The organism is Sphingomonas sp., from assembly GCF_017304615.1.
In the GTDB taxonomy this organism is placed as follows: Bacteria; Pseudomonadota; Alphaproteobacteria; order Sphingomonadales; family Sphingomonadaceae; genus Sphingomonas.
On the sequence record NZ_JAFKLZ010000003.1, the window covers coordinates 60667 to 75015 of the forward strand.

The 14349-nt window shown below is 63.6% G+C and carries 14 protein-coding genes; 8 read left to right on the forward strand and 6 right to left on the reverse strand.

The genetic code is table 11. From position 1 onward, the window contains the following. Window positions 1-38: 38 nt before the first annotated feature. The gene (locus J0J06_RS12920; protein WP_294042646.1) at window positions 39-998 is read left to right on the forward strand and encodes a LysR substrate-binding domain-containing protein; all 960 of its coding nucleotides are present in this window, start codon (window positions 39-41) and stop codon (window positions 996-998) included. Window positions 999-1164: 166 nt separating this feature from the next. On the opposite strand, the gene J0J06_RS12925 is transcribed toward J0J06_RS12920, so the two are convergent. The 4 genes from J0J06_RS12925 to J0J06_RS12940 all read right to left on the reverse strand — a co-directional run bounded on the left by J0J06_RS12925 (window position 1165) and on the right by J0J06_RS12940 (window position 5024). Further along, complete coding sequence (locus J0J06_RS12925; RefSeq protein WP_294042648.1) at window positions 1165-2037, reverse strand: TauD/TfdA family dioxygenase; 873 nt, start codon at window positions 2035-2037, stop codon at window positions 1165-1167. A 66-nt stretch (window positions 2038-2103) separates the two neighbouring features. Then, window positions 2104-3027 carry a hypothetical protein gene (locus tag J0J06_RS12930; protein WP_294042650.1) on the reverse strand — a complete coding sequence of 308 codons (924 nt, stop codon included), beginning with the start codon at window positions 3025-3027 and terminating at the stop codon, window positions 2104-2106. A 277-nt stretch (window positions 3028-3304) separates the two neighbouring features. Further along, the gene (locus tag J0J06_RS12935) at window positions 3305-4360 is read right to left on the reverse strand and encodes a 4-oxalomesaconate tautomerase (protein WP_294042652.1); all 1056 of its coding nucleotides are present in this window, start codon (window positions 4358-4360) and stop codon (window positions 3305-3307) included. Continuing rightward, a complete protein-coding gene (locus J0J06_RS12940) occupies window positions 4353-5024 on the reverse strand; it encodes a 4-carboxy-4-hydroxy-2-oxoadipate aldolase/oxaloacetate decarboxylase (protein ID WP_294042654.1) in 672 nt (223 codons plus the stop codon). The genes J0J06_RS12935 and J0J06_RS12940 overlap by 8 nt, the downstream gene beginning before the upstream one ends. Before the next feature lie 94 nt (window positions 5025-5118). Between J0J06_RS12940 and J0J06_RS12945 the strand changes: the two genes are divergently transcribed. From J0J06_RS12945 to J0J06_RS12975, 7 genes are read left to right on the forward strand one after another with little or no spacing between them, the layout of a single operon-like run. After that, window positions 5119-6315: a LysR family transcriptional regulator gene (locus tag J0J06_RS12945; RefSeq protein ID WP_294042656.1), complete on the forward strand. Its 1197-nt coding sequence runs from the start codon at window positions 5119-5121 to the stop codon at window positions 6313-6315. Between the two features lie 53 nt (window positions 6316-6368). Further along, window positions 6369-7235 (forward strand): NAD(P)-dependent oxidoreductase, encoded by an 867-nt coding sequence (locus J0J06_RS12950; RefSeq protein WP_294042658.1) that lies wholly within the window; start codon window positions 6369-6371, stop codon window positions 7233-7235. Next, a complete protein-coding gene (locus J0J06_RS12955) occupies window positions 7232-8251 on the forward strand; it encodes an amidohydrolase family protein (protein WP_294042660.1) in 1020 nt (339 codons plus the stop codon). Before J0J06_RS12950 ends, J0J06_RS12955 begins: the two co-directional genes overlap by 4 nt. An 11-nt stretch (window positions 8252-8262) precedes the next feature. Beyond that, a complete protein-coding gene (locus tag J0J06_RS12960; protein ID WP_294043362.1) occupies window positions 8263-9150 on the forward strand; it encodes an amidohydrolase family protein in 888 nt (295 codons plus the stop codon). Continuing rightward, window positions 9150-9548 carry a protocatechuate 4,5-dioxygenase subunit alpha gene (gene ligA, locus J0J06_RS12965; protein ID WP_294042662.1) on the forward strand — a complete coding sequence of 133 codons (399 nt, stop codon included), beginning with the start codon at window positions 9150-9152 and terminating at the stop codon, window positions 9546-9548. Before J0J06_RS12960 ends, ligA begins: the two co-directional genes overlap by 1 nt. A 2-nt stretch (window positions 9549-9550) precedes the next feature. After that, the gene (locus J0J06_RS12970) at window positions 9551-10408 is read left to right on the forward strand and encodes a class III extradiol dioxygenase subunit beta (protein WP_294042664.1); all 858 of its coding nucleotides are present in this window, start codon (window positions 9551-9553) and stop codon (window positions 10406-10408) included. Further along, window positions 10405-11346: a Gfo/Idh/MocA family oxidoreductase gene (locus J0J06_RS12975; RefSeq protein WP_294042666.1), complete on the forward strand. Its 942-nt coding sequence runs from the start codon at window positions 10405-10407 to the stop codon at window positions 11344-11346. Before J0J06_RS12970 ends, J0J06_RS12975 begins: the two co-directional genes overlap by 4 nt. Before the next feature lie 41 nt (window positions 11347-11387). On the opposite strand, the gene J0J06_RS12980 is transcribed toward J0J06_RS12975, so the two are convergent. Together J0J06_RS12980 and J0J06_RS12985 are read right to left on the reverse strand one after the other, a co-directional pair. Further along, on the reverse strand, window positions 11388-13505 hold the full coding sequence (locus J0J06_RS12980) for an acetate--CoA ligase family protein (RefSeq protein WP_294042668.1): 2118 nt from the start codon (window positions 13503-13505) through the stop codon (window positions 11388-11390). Continuing rightward, window positions 13502-14347, reverse strand: coding sequence for a p-hydroxycinnamoyl CoA hydratase/lyase (locus tag J0J06_RS12985; RefSeq protein WP_294042670.1), 846 nt, complete (start codon window positions 14345-14347; stop codon window positions 13502-13504). Before J0J06_RS12985 ends, J0J06_RS12980 begins: the two co-directional genes overlap by 4 nt. Window positions 14348-14349 lie beyond the last annotated feature (2 nt).

Here is a 14349-nt window from a genome sequence, read left to right on the forward strand (position 1 = left end):
TAGGTCAATCTCGGCCAATTTGTTTGGCGGAGGCACTGATGGCTGGACGTCGCGCTCCATCGCTAGAGTCGATAGAGGCATTCTTGCTCGCGCTTGATGCCGGCAGCTTTCAGGAAGCCGCCGAGCAGATTGCGCTGAGCCCTTCCGCATTCAGCCGGCGAATTCAAACTCTGGAAGCATTCGTCGGACGCTCGTTATTCGATCGATCCGGCCCGACACCACAAATCACCGCGGCAGGACGCGCCTATGGTCGCGAGATCGAGTCGTCCATGGCGAATATCGTCAGGGCAACCAATCAGCTGCGCGACCAACCGGCTGGAGATCATCTGAGGGTAATAACCTCACATGCGCTGGCAGTGGGATGGCTGATGCCAAGGCTCGGTGAACTTCATTCCAGCATCGGCATTACAATCAATCTCGAAATTGGCCGCGGTTCTGCTCGCTTGCGAAGTGGCGAGGTAGATCTTGCGATCTGGGGTGGCGCGCGAGATGCTCCCGACTATGCATCCGACCCTTTGGTGACGCTTAGTGGCGTGCCGATCGCTTCAAAGCGGCTCGCAGATGGGCGCGAGGCGCCCAAAGCGTTCAAAGATCTTCGAGCGCACCGTTTGCTGCGGGCGAAGAACGCGACCGATCTTTGGGCAGGATGGCTCGACGGAGTTGGCGAATCGGCCGGTAGCTATCAGTATTCTGATGTAGAGAATACGCACCTTGCTTATGAGGGAGCGGCAAGCGGCCTGGGCGTTGCGATCGCAGTGCCGATGCTCGCGGACCGGATCATTGCTGAGGGGCGCGTCGATCCATGTTTCGACGAGTGCATTGCCGTTCCGATCGGCTATCGTTTGATATATGCGCAGGACAAGCTGCGGCGTCGAAGCGACGTCAAACAGTTCAAGGAATGGCTCCGCAAGGAAGCCGAGACCTCCGCTTCAAATTTTCAGGCTTGGGCCGGCGCTTCGACCCGAAAAGCTGTCAAGAATTTGGAAGTATTGTCCTAATGTTGATTTCCGTTGGGAGTTGACCTGGGATTTTCATTGAGAAGTGCCTCTGGTGGAAGTGTGTCCCGCGATGCGAGCGTTGGGTCAAGCGGCGGTTTTTACTTTCTGGATTTAGGATCAAGCTCTTCTCAATACGCATTTGGATCAATAGTTATGGGTCTACTCCCTAGGTCACACCCATCATCGTCGAAGTAGAACTCTGCCCCGGCACATAATTGCCCCATGGACTCTCGATCTTCGCGAGCGGATCGGCCGCGATCGTCACGCGACGAATCACGCGCTCGCCTTCGAAATCATTGACTACGCAATGCTGCGTGCAGCGATTGTCCCAGACTGCAGTCGTGCCTTCGGACCAGCGATAGCGCACGACATTGCGTGAATCCTCCGAATGGGCAAACAGCATTTGCAGCAGCGCATGGCTTTCCGATGGTGACAGTTGCGGAATGCGCGTCGTGTACATTCGGTTGACATAAAGGCATTTGCGCCCCGTTTCTGGATGGACCTGCACGACGGCATGCTCCGTGCCGTTACCCGGATCGGCGTCCTTGTTCTTGATGCCCTTTCTCAACCGATCGGGATATTCGTGGATGGCGGTCAATCCATCAATCAGGTTGCGGATCGGCGCAGATAGACGCTCATAGGAAAGGTATTGGTTTAGCCACATCGTATCGCCGCCAACGGCGGGCAGGCGTACCATCGTGAGGACCGAACCGAGAGGTGGGTCAGGCTGGTGCGTGAGGTCGGTATGCCAGATGTCGGCGGTTTTGCCGCTCGACGCGGCCAGCTCGACCACTTCGGGGTCGGCATCAAGCGTCGGCGAAAAATCATATGTGGCTAACGCCCCCCATGTCTTGCCGAACGCCAGCAGCTCCTCGTTGCTGAGCCCCTGGTCGGGAAAGAAGATCACGAGATGGTCGAGCAGCGCCCGGCGAAATGCCTTGCGATCATCCTCGTCGAGAAGACGGCGAAGATCGGCGCCGCGAATCTCGGCCCCCAGCGCACCCGCCAGGGGGCGGATGTCGAGCTTGGTCTTTTGCATCGTGACGCCCGTTCGGCTCAAATCTCGTACGCTCGCCAACGTCGATTTGCTCATATTCCGCTCAGCCTAGCTGGATACACTCTCAGGAAGAGGTTCAGATTCAGCCAGTGAAGTGGCGAAGGGCTGGGCAGCAAGCGCAACGGTTTCGTCGGCGTCCATCAGCATTGTGAGGAAGTTGTCGGCTTTCGGCCGCAAGGACTTAGCGACGCCTTCAATACATTTCTTGTCCAAGAAGGATCGTCCATCGGAAAATCTTATCACGATTGCCTTTCGGTTCGGCAAATCCGCTGATTTCAGGCGAGAGGTCCGGTGCCACACGTTTCTTGAAAACAGCAGCGCATCTCCTGGATCAAAGTCCTGATCAGGGTGCTTTGCGGCTTCAAGGATCTGCTCGTCAAATGGTCCGGTCCAAGGATCTCCGTCCGGGCCAAACTGCAGAAGGCGCGCCGCGCTCAAAAAATCTCTGCCGCCTATTTTTCCTAAACTTCGAAAGACCATCGTCCATTGCTGAATGCGGCTATAGGCACTGAACATATCCTGCGGCGCCCAAATCAATCCTCCGCCGTTCGGCTCTTCCCTAACAGGCGTGAGGGGTATCCAAAGCGTGAAGGATGCGACTTCCGGTCCAACGAAGCAGAAGCTTCTACGTCCGAAGTGCCACTCTGACCCCTTGTCGGCAGGTGTGAGCTCAAACGAGAGCATATTGGTGGCTACTTGATGCTGGCCCGTCAGCCTCCCGATGATGCGAGAGAACTCCGTGGATCTACACAGAGCGGTGATGATTTTCGATGGCGGTCCGTCGCCATACGCCAGCCGCTTGAAGGAATTATCACCATCGTGGTCTGGCGGCACGCTGAGGTCAAGTGCGGCCTTTTCAAAAGCTTTGATAGCCTCTGATGTGAAGAGTTGTCGAAGTACAACCGCTCCCTCTTGGTTGATCTGGTTTATCAGCGAGGGGGTGACGTCGAAGCGCTGCACAAGATCACTCATTGAGACGACCTCTTTCCGACTCCCACGCTGTGATAGCGAGACCAAGCCATTAGGGGAGGAGCAATATCGGCCGGACAATGTATAAAACAACGATATTGTTACGATCGCTTCGATAGGATAATATTATTGTAATCCTATTAGATAAAAATCTGACGGTAGAGTCCGTGTGGATTCCCCGGGGTACGTGGCGTGGCACGACCCGTCGCGGTCGGCCCTTATTGTGCCGACTATCCCGCCGTCTGCATTCGCATGATATCTTAAGCTCTTTTATCGGCCTTCACGCAAAGATTTCGCCATCCATCAGTTTATTAGCCGTGCGTAACAAAGCGGCGGTCGTTACGTTGCCCGCATCGTCCAGTTTCAGAATGCAGCTCATCTCGCCGGTCGGATGTTCGACCGACAGCGTCTTGCGCGCACCGTCCGACACCTCCGCAACTGCTGCGGTGGGCGATCCTTCGATCAGGCACGCCGTCGCCACGCTCACCGCGCCCAGCACGCCGATGCTCGCGTGCGCACGGTGAGGAATGAAGCTGCGCACCGTCACCGCGCCGCCATGGGCGGGTGCTGCCACCAGCATCATCTTCGGCACCGATTTGTCGGCAACGTCGCCGAGGTTCATCATCGGCCCGGCCTGCAACCGGATCGCTTCGATGCGCACCTTCAACTCCGCCGCGGTGTCCAGCGTTTCGCGGTCCTCATAGCCGGTCGCGCCGACATCGGCGGCGCGGAACACCACACACGGCATACCATTGTCGATGAGCGTACAGGCCACTCCGTCGATCATGTCGACGGCGTTGCCAGTCGGCAGCAACGCGCCGCACGATGAGCCAGCGGTGTCGCGAAATTCGAGCGCGATCGGCGCGGCACTGCCCGGTACGCCGTCTATCCGCGCATCACCCGCATAAGTCACGATGCCCCCCGGCGTCTGGCATGTCGCAACCGCGATCTGGCTGGTATTGACCATGAAGACCGCAACTCGCGTCTCGCCGCCGCTCGCCACGACCAGCCCGCGCTCGATTGCGAACGGCCCGACGCCAGCAAGCATATTGCCGCAATTCTGCGCATCCGAGACGATCGCCTGATCGACGAAGACCTGCAGGAACAAATAGTCGACATCGACGCTGTCGCGCGCCGATTTCGACACGACCGCGACTTTCGAAGTAAGGGGATCTCCGCCGCCCATGCCATCGATCTGGCGCGAATCGGGCGAGCCCATAACACGCAGCAGGAAGGCGTCGCGCGCGGCGGCGTCGGTTGGCAGGTCTTCAGCGAGGAAGAATGCGCCCTTGGATGTGCCGCCGCGCATCCACATGCATCGCACGCCGTTACTCATATTTCAGACCCAATTCCGCGAGCTTGCCGCGCATGTCGTAGATGTCGAGGCCGAGTTCGCCCGCCGCGAGCCGCTGGCGCTTGGCTTCCTCGTTCGCCTCGCGCGCCTGTGCTTTTTTGAGCACGCCTGCAGCATCTGTGCGCTTAACGACGCAGACGCCGTCATCATCCGCCACGATTATATCACCGGCGCCGATCGCCGCCCCCGCACAGACGACCGGCACGTTGACCGAGCCGAGCGTCGCCTTGACGGTCCCTTGTGCGAACACCGCCGTGGACCAGACCGGGAAGCCCATCTGCGTGAGGTCGCGCACATCGCGCACGCCTGCGTCGATGACGAGGCCACAGCAGCCGCGCGCCATTGCCGAGGTGGCAAGGAGATCCCCGAAATAGCCGTCCTCGCATGGGCTTGTCGGGGCGAGCACGAGAATGTCGCCCGCCTCGAGCTGTTCGATCGCGACATGGACCATCCAATTGTCGCCCGGCGGTGCCGAAATCGTCACCGCCGATCCGGCGACGCGCGCACCCGGATAGATCGGGCGCATGCGGCTGGCGAGCAGTCCGATGCGACCTTGCGCTTCATGCACTGTCGCGACGCCGGCATGCGCGAGACCGTCGATGACCGCCGCGTCGGCGCGCTCGATCCGGGTGACGACCTTGGCCATGTTCGCAATCTCCTTCGCTCGTGCGACGTGAACCTTCCGCGAGAGATCGCAATTTCGAATTGCAAGACGTCGATAAGTTTTCTCTATGTCTTGCATGAGCGTCGTGCCCTTCGATCTCAACTTCAGGCACCTCCGCGCGATCGGCGCGATCGTGCAGTGTGGCAGCATGAGCGCTGCCGCCAATGCCGTCAGCTTGTCGCAACCGGCGCTGACCCAAGGCATCGCCAAGCTCGAGGCGCAACTCGGCGTCGCGCTGTTCTTGAGGCGACCGGGCGGGATGGACTCGACCGAAGCCGGATACGCGCTGGCCGAGCGCGGCACGGCGGCGTTCGCGCATCTTGCCGCCGCAGTGCGCGCAGGGCGCAGATTCGCCAGGCCCGAATGGCTTATGACCGCGACGCAACTCCGTGCCTTTCTCAGCCTCGCCGATACTGGGAGCTTCGTTGGCGCTGCGTCGGCGCTTGACCTCTCGCAACCGGCGATTCACCGCGCGGTGCGCGATCTCGAACAGATCTGCGGCATCCCGCTGGTAGACCGGCGCGGGCGCGGTATCGCGCTCAGCCCGGCGGGGCTGCGGCTCGCACGCGGCATTCGTCTCGCGCGCGCGGAAATCGCGGCGGCGATCGCAGAAATCTGCGATGTCAATGGCGGCAGCGTCGTGATCGGCGCGATGCCGCTATCGCGAGCGATGCTGGTGCCGCGCGCGATCGCGCAGCTTGTCGCCGAACTGCCCCACTCCGAAATTGACGTGATCGAAGGCTCGTGGCGCGAACTTGTCGAGGCGCTGCGCGACGGCGCGATCGACCTCATGATCGGTGCGTTGCGCCCTGAACCCGCCCCGCCCGATCTGCTGCAGACGGCGCTCCTCACCGACCGGCTGATGATCGTCGGCCGCGCCGGCCATCCGCTCGCGGGCGCGGCGTCGCCGTCCGCGCATGAGCTTGCCAGCTATCCCTGGATCGTGGGCCATTCGGGTGCGCCCCTGCGCGCGCTGTGGGAACGACTGTTCGGGAGCGGCCCGCTTCCCCGCGCCCCGATCCATTGCGGATCGGTCATGGTGATCCGCGGCATCCTCGTCGAAAGCGATTTCCTCACTCTGCTCTCGCCGCAGCAGGTCGCGCTGGAGGTCGACAGCGGCGTGTTGGCCGCGATCGGGCCGCAACCCGAGATGAGCGGCCGCGTGATCGGCGTAACGACGCGGCGCGACTGGCGGCCGACTCGCCCGCAGGCAGGCTTCCTGGCGGCATTGTCGAACTCGGCATCGCGCATAAGGAATCAGGATTTCGAATAATCCGCCGACGATTTCGATTGGGCTGGGTGCGCGGCGCGCGCCAAGCGGGACCGATGGAGCGGACGACAGCCCTAATCGGATTCGGAGAGGCCGCGATGGCGTTCACGCCTGGCCTCGCCGCCGATCTGCGCGCATACGACGTCAAGACCGACCGGCCCGATCTCGCCGCCGCGAAACGGACGGAGTATGCTGCGCTAGGCGTCGCCGGCTGCGCCACCGCGCGCCAGGCGCTGGATACGGCTGAGGCAGTGTTGTCGCTCGTGACTGCCGACCAGGCTCTACGCGTCGCCCAAAGTGCGCGGATCACGCCCGGCTGCCTTTGGTTCGACATGAACAGCGTCTCCCCCGACACCAAGCGCGCTGCCGCGACCGCCATCGATAGCAAAAAAGGACGCTATGTTGATGTTGCGGTGATGTCGGCGGTACTGCCGGCGCGCACGAAAGCGCCATTACTGGTCTCCGGTATGCACGCGGAAGCGGGCGCAGCCTTTCTCGCCGGGCTCGGTTTCTCCAATGTCCGCATCATCGCTGGTGCGGTCGGCCGCGCCTCATCGATCAAGATGATCCGATCGGTGATCGTCAAGGGCATCGAGGCGCTCACCGCCGAATGCTTGATCGCCGCCGATCGCGCTGGGGTGCTTGACGAAGTGCTCTCCTCACTCGACGCGGGCCAGCCGTCTGCGCGCTGGGCCGAGCGCGCGGACTACAATTTCGATCGCATGCTCGCACACGGCGTTCGCCGCGCCGCCGAGATGGAAGAAGTCATCAAGACGCTCGACGCGCTCGGAACGGGAGCGGTGATGAGCAACGGCACCGTCAAACGCCAGCGCGCAATCGGCACGCTTGGAGTTTCGCCGCCCGAGGGGCTCGCCGCCAAACTCGCCATCGTCATGCCAGGCCCGAAGGCGCAGGCCGTATGATCATCGATTGCCATGGTCATTATACTACTGCACCCAGCGCGCATAACGGCTGGCGCCAGAGGCAAAAGGCCGCGTTCCTGACTGGCGAGGGCTCCCCGCGCTATCCCGCCATCTCCGACGACGAAATCCGCGAGACGTTGGAAGCGAATCAGCTCCGCCTGCTGCGCGAGCGCGGCGCAGACATGACGATCTTCTCGCCGCGCGCTTCCGCAATGGCGCCGCATGTCGGCGACGAGAATGTGGCGAAGGCTTGGGCGCGCGCCAATAACGACCTGATCCGGCGCTGCGCCGATCTATACTCCGACATCTTCGCGCCCGTCTGCATGCTGCCGCAGAACCCGAGGGCCGACATGGCCGGCTCGATCGAGGAACTCGATCGCTGCGTCTCCGAACTCGGGTTCATCGGCTGCAATCTTAATCCCGATCCGGGCGGCGGGGACTTCACCGCGCCGCCGCTCACCGATCGCTTCTGGTATCCGTTCTACGAGAAGATGATCGAGCTCAACGTGCCGGCAATGATCCACGTCTCGGGAAGCTGCAATCCCGGCCTGCATGCGACCGGCGCTTATTATATTGCCGCCGACACGATCGCGTTCATGCAGCTGATCGAGGGCGATCTGTTCGCCGATTTCCCGACGCTGCGCTTCATCATCCCGCATGGCGGTGGCGCGGTGCCCTATCATTGGGGTCGCTATCGCGGGCTGGCCGACATGCTCCAGCGACCCGACCTCGGCACGCATGTCATGAACAACGTGTTCTTCGATACCTGCGTCTATCATCAGCCGGGCATCGATCTGCTGGCGCGGGTGATCGAGACGAAGAACATCCTGTTCGGCAGCGAGATGGTCGGCGCGGTACGCGGCGTGGATCCGACTACCGGGCAGTATTTCGACGACACCAGACGCTACGTCGACGCGCTGCCTATCAGTGACGCTCAGCGCCACGCAATCTTCGAGGGCAACGCCCGGCGCGTCTTCCCGAGGCTCGATGCGATGCTGAAGGCGCTCGGCAAGTGAGCGCCTTCGCGATGGATGCCGACTGGCTGTGCTTCGATCCGGCGCCCTCGAAGCCTGCGTTCACGCCGCCGCCTGGCGCGGTCGACGCGCATTGTCACGTCTTCGGACCGGGCGATGCATTTCCGTTCGCGCCCGAGCGCAGATATACGCCCTGCGACGCCGGACGCGACGCGCTTTACGAACTGCGCGATTTCCTCGGCTTCTCGCGCAACGTGATCGTGCAGGCGACCTGCCACGGCAAGGATAACGGCGCGGTGATCGACGCGCTCGTCCATGCCCGCGGCCGCGCGCGCGGCGTCGCCGATGTGCGCGGCGATATCCGCGAGGACGAACTGGCGGCGATGCACGAGGCTGGCGTGCGCGGGGTGCGCTTCAATTACGTGAAGCGGCTCGTCGATCCTCGGCCCGACAGTTATTATCGTGCGATCATCGACAGGATCGCAGCATTCGGCTGGCATGTCGTAATCTATTTCGAGGCGGCCGATCTCGCCGAGAAATGGGATTTCTTCACGGCTTTGCCGACGACCTTGGTGGTCGATCACATGGGCCGGCCCGATGTGACGAAAGACCCGGAGGGCCCCGAATTCGCATCGTTCCTGACCTTCATGGAGCGCCGGAACGTTTGGTCCAAGGTGACCTGCCCCGAGCGGCTGTCAAAGTCCGGTCCGCCGAGCTATGACGATTTCGTGCCGTTCGCACGCAAGGTGGTCGAGCGCTTCCCCGATCGCGTACTGTGGGGCACCGACTGGCCGCACCCGAACCTCAACATGGTCGGCCACATGCCCGATGACGGCAAGCTGGTCGACCTCATCCCGCGTATCGCTCCGACGGCGGAACTGCAGCGCAAGCTCCTCGTCGACAATCCGATGCGGCTCTACTGGCCCGGGGAAACGGGCTGATGGATATCCACGCCTATCTCGCCGAGTTCGAGGATATCCCCGGTACGCGTGTCTTCACCGCGCAACGCGCGCGAGCGGGCTATCACCTCAACCAGTTCGCGATGAGCCTGATGCGCCCCGACAACCGGGACCGCTGGCAAGCTGACGAGCGTGCCTATCTCGACGGCTGGCCGATGAGCGAGGCGCAGAAGCAGGCTGTGCTCGCGCGCGATTATAACCGGCTGCTCGATCTCGGCGGCAACATCTATTTCATGGCCAAGATCTTCTCGAGCGACGGCCTGTCCTTTCTGCAGGCAGTCTCGACAATGAGCGGCATGAGCCTCGACGATTATGCCGCGATGATGATCGCTGGCGGCCGCTCCCCCGAGGGGCAGCGCTCGATCCGGGAAGGCCGCTAACGATGGCGCGGATCACCGCCGGCGTCGGCTCGAGCCATATCCCGGCGCTCGGCGTCGCGAGCGACCTCGACAGGACGGCGGAGCCTTATTGGGCGCCCGTTTTCGCCGGCTACGAATGGACCCGCGCCTGGGAGGCCGAAGCGCGACCGGATGTGGTGATCCTCGTCTATAACGATCACGCCTCAGCATTCGACATGAAGATTATCCCGACCTTCGCGATCGGCTGTGGCGAGCGATACGAGCCCGCCGACGAAGGCTGGGGACCGCGCAATGTGCCGGTCGTCGAGGGTCATCCCGATCTCGCCTGGCATATCGCGCAGAGCCTGATCCTCGATGAATTCGACATGACCATCATCAACGAGATGCAGGTCGATCACGGCCTCACCGTGCCGCTCTCGATGATGTTCGGAAAAGTGGCCGTGTGGCCGTGCCGGGTGATCCCACTCGCGGTGAATGTCGTCACCTATCCGCCGCCCTCGGGCAATCGTTGCTGGGCGCTGGGCGAGGCCATCGCGCGCGCGGTGGCGAGCTTCGCGGAGGGTCTGGACGTGCAGGTCTGGGGCACCGGCGGTATGAGCCACCAGCTTCAGGGCGCGCGCGCCGGCCTGATCAACGCGGCGTGGGACAAGGATTTCCTCGACGGGCTGGTCGGCGAGAGCGACCGGCTCCGCCGGGTGCCGCACATCGAGTATCTGCGCGAGACCGGCAGCGAAGGCATCGAGATGGTGATGTGGCTGATCATGCGCGGCGCGCTCGGCAAGGCCACGCGCTGCCTTCACCGCCATTATCACGTGCCCGCCAGCAACACTGCGGTCGGCCACATCGTCCTCGAACCCGTTACCCCGGAGATCATCGCATGAGAATCGCGCTCGCCGGCGCCGGCGCCTTTGGAGAGAAGCATCTCGAAGGTCTCACGCTGATCGACGGCGTCGAGATCGTCTCGATCGTCAGCCGCACCGGCGAACAGGCCGCCGCGATCGCCGCGAAATACGGCGCGAGGCATAGTTCCGAGCATCTTGAGGATGCGCTCGCCCGCGCCGATGTCGATGCGGTGATCCTCTGCACGCCAACGCAGATGCATGCCGCCCAGGCGATCCAGTGCATGGATGCGGGTAAGCATGTCCAGGTCGAGATCCCGCTCGCCGACAGCCTCGCCGATGCCGAAGCTGTGCTGGCAAGGCAGCGGGAGACCGGGCTCGTCTGCATGGTCGGCCATACCCGGCGCTTCAATCCGAGCCACCATTTCGTCCACCAGCGGATCGTCGCGGGCGACTTCGACATTCAGCAGATGGACGTCCAGACCTATTTCTTCCGCCGCAGGAACATCAACGCCAAAGGCGAGCCGCGTAGTTGGACCGATCACCTGCTCTGGCACCACGCTGCGCATACCGTCGATCTGTTCGCTTATCAGGCCGGGGCGATCACGCAGGCCTACGCCATCGAAGGCCCGATCCACCCGGATCTCGGCATCGCGATGGACATGTCGATCCAGCTCAAGAGCGAGCGCGGCGCGATCTGCACGCTGTCGCTTAGCTTCAACAATGACGGGCCGCTCGGCACCTTCTTCCGCTATATTGGTGACACTGCGACCTATATCGCGCGCTACGACGATCTCGTCACCGGCCGGGAGGAGCGGATCGACGTATCGCAAGTCGCCGTCTCAATGAACGGCATCGAATTGCAGGACCGTGAGTTCGTCGCCGCGCTCCGTGAAGGCCGCGAGCCGAACGGCTCGGTTGCGCAGGTGATGCCGTGCTACCGCGTGCTTGATCTGCTCGAACGGCAATTGGCGGGCTGAGGCCCCGGTCGCCGCTGGCGGGCGGCGGCGACCGGGAACATTCAGTCGGCGAGGATCAGCGCATCGAGCGCGATCGCGCCCTGGCCTTGCGGAAAGACGATCACCGGATTGAGATCGATCTCGCGGATCGCCGGCGTGCCGAGCAGCAGCCGGCCGAGCCGCGCGACGATCGCGGCCACCGCCTCGACATCGAGTGCGGGCGATCCCCGCCACCCGTCGAGCAGCGCCCCGGATTTGAGCGCGCGCAGCTCGGCCATGATCGCCTCGTGCGGCAGATCGGGCGGGAGCAGCCGGACGTCCTGCAGGATCTCGGCCTGCACGCCGCCGAAGCCGATCAGGATGACCGGCCCCCATTCGGGATCGTTGCGCGCGCCGACGATCAGCTCGGCCCCGCGCGCGCCCATCGTCTCTATCAGCGCGCCGTCCAGCGACACGCTCGCGTCATAAGCTGCGACATTGTCGTGCAGTCGCTGCCACGCTGCGCCAAGCGCATCGGCGTCGGCGAGATTAAGGATGACTCCGCCCGCATCGCTCTTGTGGCTGAGTGCTTGTGCCTGCGCCTTGAGCACGACGGGATAGCCGATCCGCGCCGCGACCGCCTGCGCCTCCTCGGCCGTGGTGGCGAATCCACCCTTGGGAAAGGGCACGCCGATTGCCGCCAGCACCGCCTTGGCGCGATATTCCGGGATCACCCCACCATGCGGCAACGCGGCCGTGACGGGCGCGAGACCGGCGATGCCGTCATGCGGCCGCGCGTTCAGCCGGGCGACGGCGCGAAAGGCACGATCGGGCGACGGGAAATACGGGACTCCGAGCGCTCGCAGCGCGGTGATGAAGTGGGACGGCACCGGCGCTCCCTCGTCGAGCCCCGCGAAGATCACTGCCTTTGCGGGGGCGAGCGCGCGGATCGCCTCAATGATCGGCTCGAATTTGAGCTTCGCGGTCGCCGCATCGGTCTGGATGATCCCGAGGATGATCGCGCTGAAACGATCGTCGGCGAGCAACGGCGCAAGCGTGCGGCGATAGAGATCGGGATCGACCAAGGATTGCGCGGTCAGGTCCATCGGATTGCTGACCGGAATGAAATCCGGCATCGCGGAGCGCAGGGCGGCGCTCGTTTCGGGCGCGGGAGCAGGAAGATCGAGCCCGATCGCCTCGCACAGATCGAGCGCCAGCGCCTTGAACGCGCCCGATTCGGTTAGCACCGCCGCGCCGCCCGGCGCGAGCGGGCCGCAGCGGATCGCGAGATCGATCACGTCGGCAAGTTCCTCCAGCCCGCCGACCAGCACGACGCCGGCATGTTCGGCCAGCGTCTTCATCACCTGCCAGTCGCCCGCCATCGCGCCGGTATGCGTCGCGGCGGATTCGCGCGCCGCGCTCGACCGGCCCGGATGCAGCAGCATGATCGGCTTGCCCGCCGCGCGCGCCTTAGCCGCGAGCGCGAGGAAACGCCGTGGCTGGCGGAATTGCTCGACGATCAGCGCGATGACCCGGGTGTGCGGCGCATCGATCAGGTGATCGAGATAATCCTCCGCGCCCGATGCCGCCTCGTTGCCGGTCGAGACCGAGATCGAGATGCCGAGCCCCTTGGACATCAACGTAGTGCCCAGCACCACCGCCATCGCCCCCGATTGCGAGACGATGCCGACGCCCGGCCGGTCGCCTAGCCGCTCGGCGGGGGTCTTGACGAAGGTGAGCGCGATCCCGTCGACATAATTGGTCATGCCGAGGCAGTTCGGCCCCTCGATCACCATGCCGCTGTCGGCGGCGATCCGCGCCAGTTCACGCTGGACGGCGAACCCTTCCTCGCCGCCCTCGGCGAAGCCCGCCGCGAAGATCACCGCCGCGCCGACATCGCGCCGGGCGAGCGCGCGCACCGTGTCGAGCACAGCCGCGCCGGGAATCGCGAGCACCGCCGCATCGACGCCGATCGGCAGATCGTCGACCGAGCGCAGGCATAACCGGCCGGCCAGCATGTCGTGCTTCGCGTTGATCAGGTGGATATCGCCGGCAAAGCCATGCAGCTCCAGATTGGCGAGCACCTGATTGCCGAGCGCGCCGGTGCGTTCGGACACGCCGAGAATGGCGACCGAGCGTGCCTTCAGCAGGCGATCGAGCGCGCGCGCGCCGGGCGGCGCGATCGTGGCGGCGACCGTCATGCCTCGCGCGCCTTCTGCTTGCTCGTGTCATAGGCGCCGAGACCGGGCTTGAAGGTCTTGTCGTCGATGAACTGCCTGATGCCTTCCTTGCGGCCTTCATTGTCCTGACTGTTGGCGGCTTCCTGCGCGCGGATCAGATAATCCTCGGCATTGTCGTAAGTCATCTCGCCGACCCGCCGGATCGCATCCTTGGTCGCCTTGAGCGCGACCGGATTCTTCTTGAGCAGCACGGTCGCGACCGCGGTCACGCGCGCCCTGAGATCGGCGAGCGGCAACGCCTCGTTGACGAGGCCCCAGGCGGCGGCAGTTTTGCCGTCGACATTCTCGCCCATCATCGCGTGGTACATCGCCTTGCGGAACGGCATCAGCTCGGTCGCGACCTTGGTGGCGCCGCCGCCGGGCAGGATACCCCAGTTGATCTCGGAAAGGCCGAACTGCGCGTCTTCCGCCGCATAAGCGAGATCACAGGCGAAGAGAGGGCCATACCCGCCGCCGAAGCACCAGCCATTGACCATCGCGATCGTCGGCTTCTGATACCAGCGCAGCCGCCGCCACCAGCCATAGCTCTCGCGTTGCGCTTGGCGCGTGGCGCCGAGCCCCTTCGCCTCGGTCTCGCGGAAATATTCCTTGAGGTCCATGCCCGCCGACCAGGCGGTGCCCTCGCCGGTAAGCACCAGCACGCCGACATCGTCGCGATATTCGAGCGCGTCGAGCACCCCCATCATCTCGCGGTTGAGCGTGGGGGACATGCAATTGCGCTTCTCGGGCCGGTTGAAGGCGACCCAGGCGATGCGATCGACGATGTCATAGGCGACGGTGCCCAGCGGGGATGTCTCGGTCATTG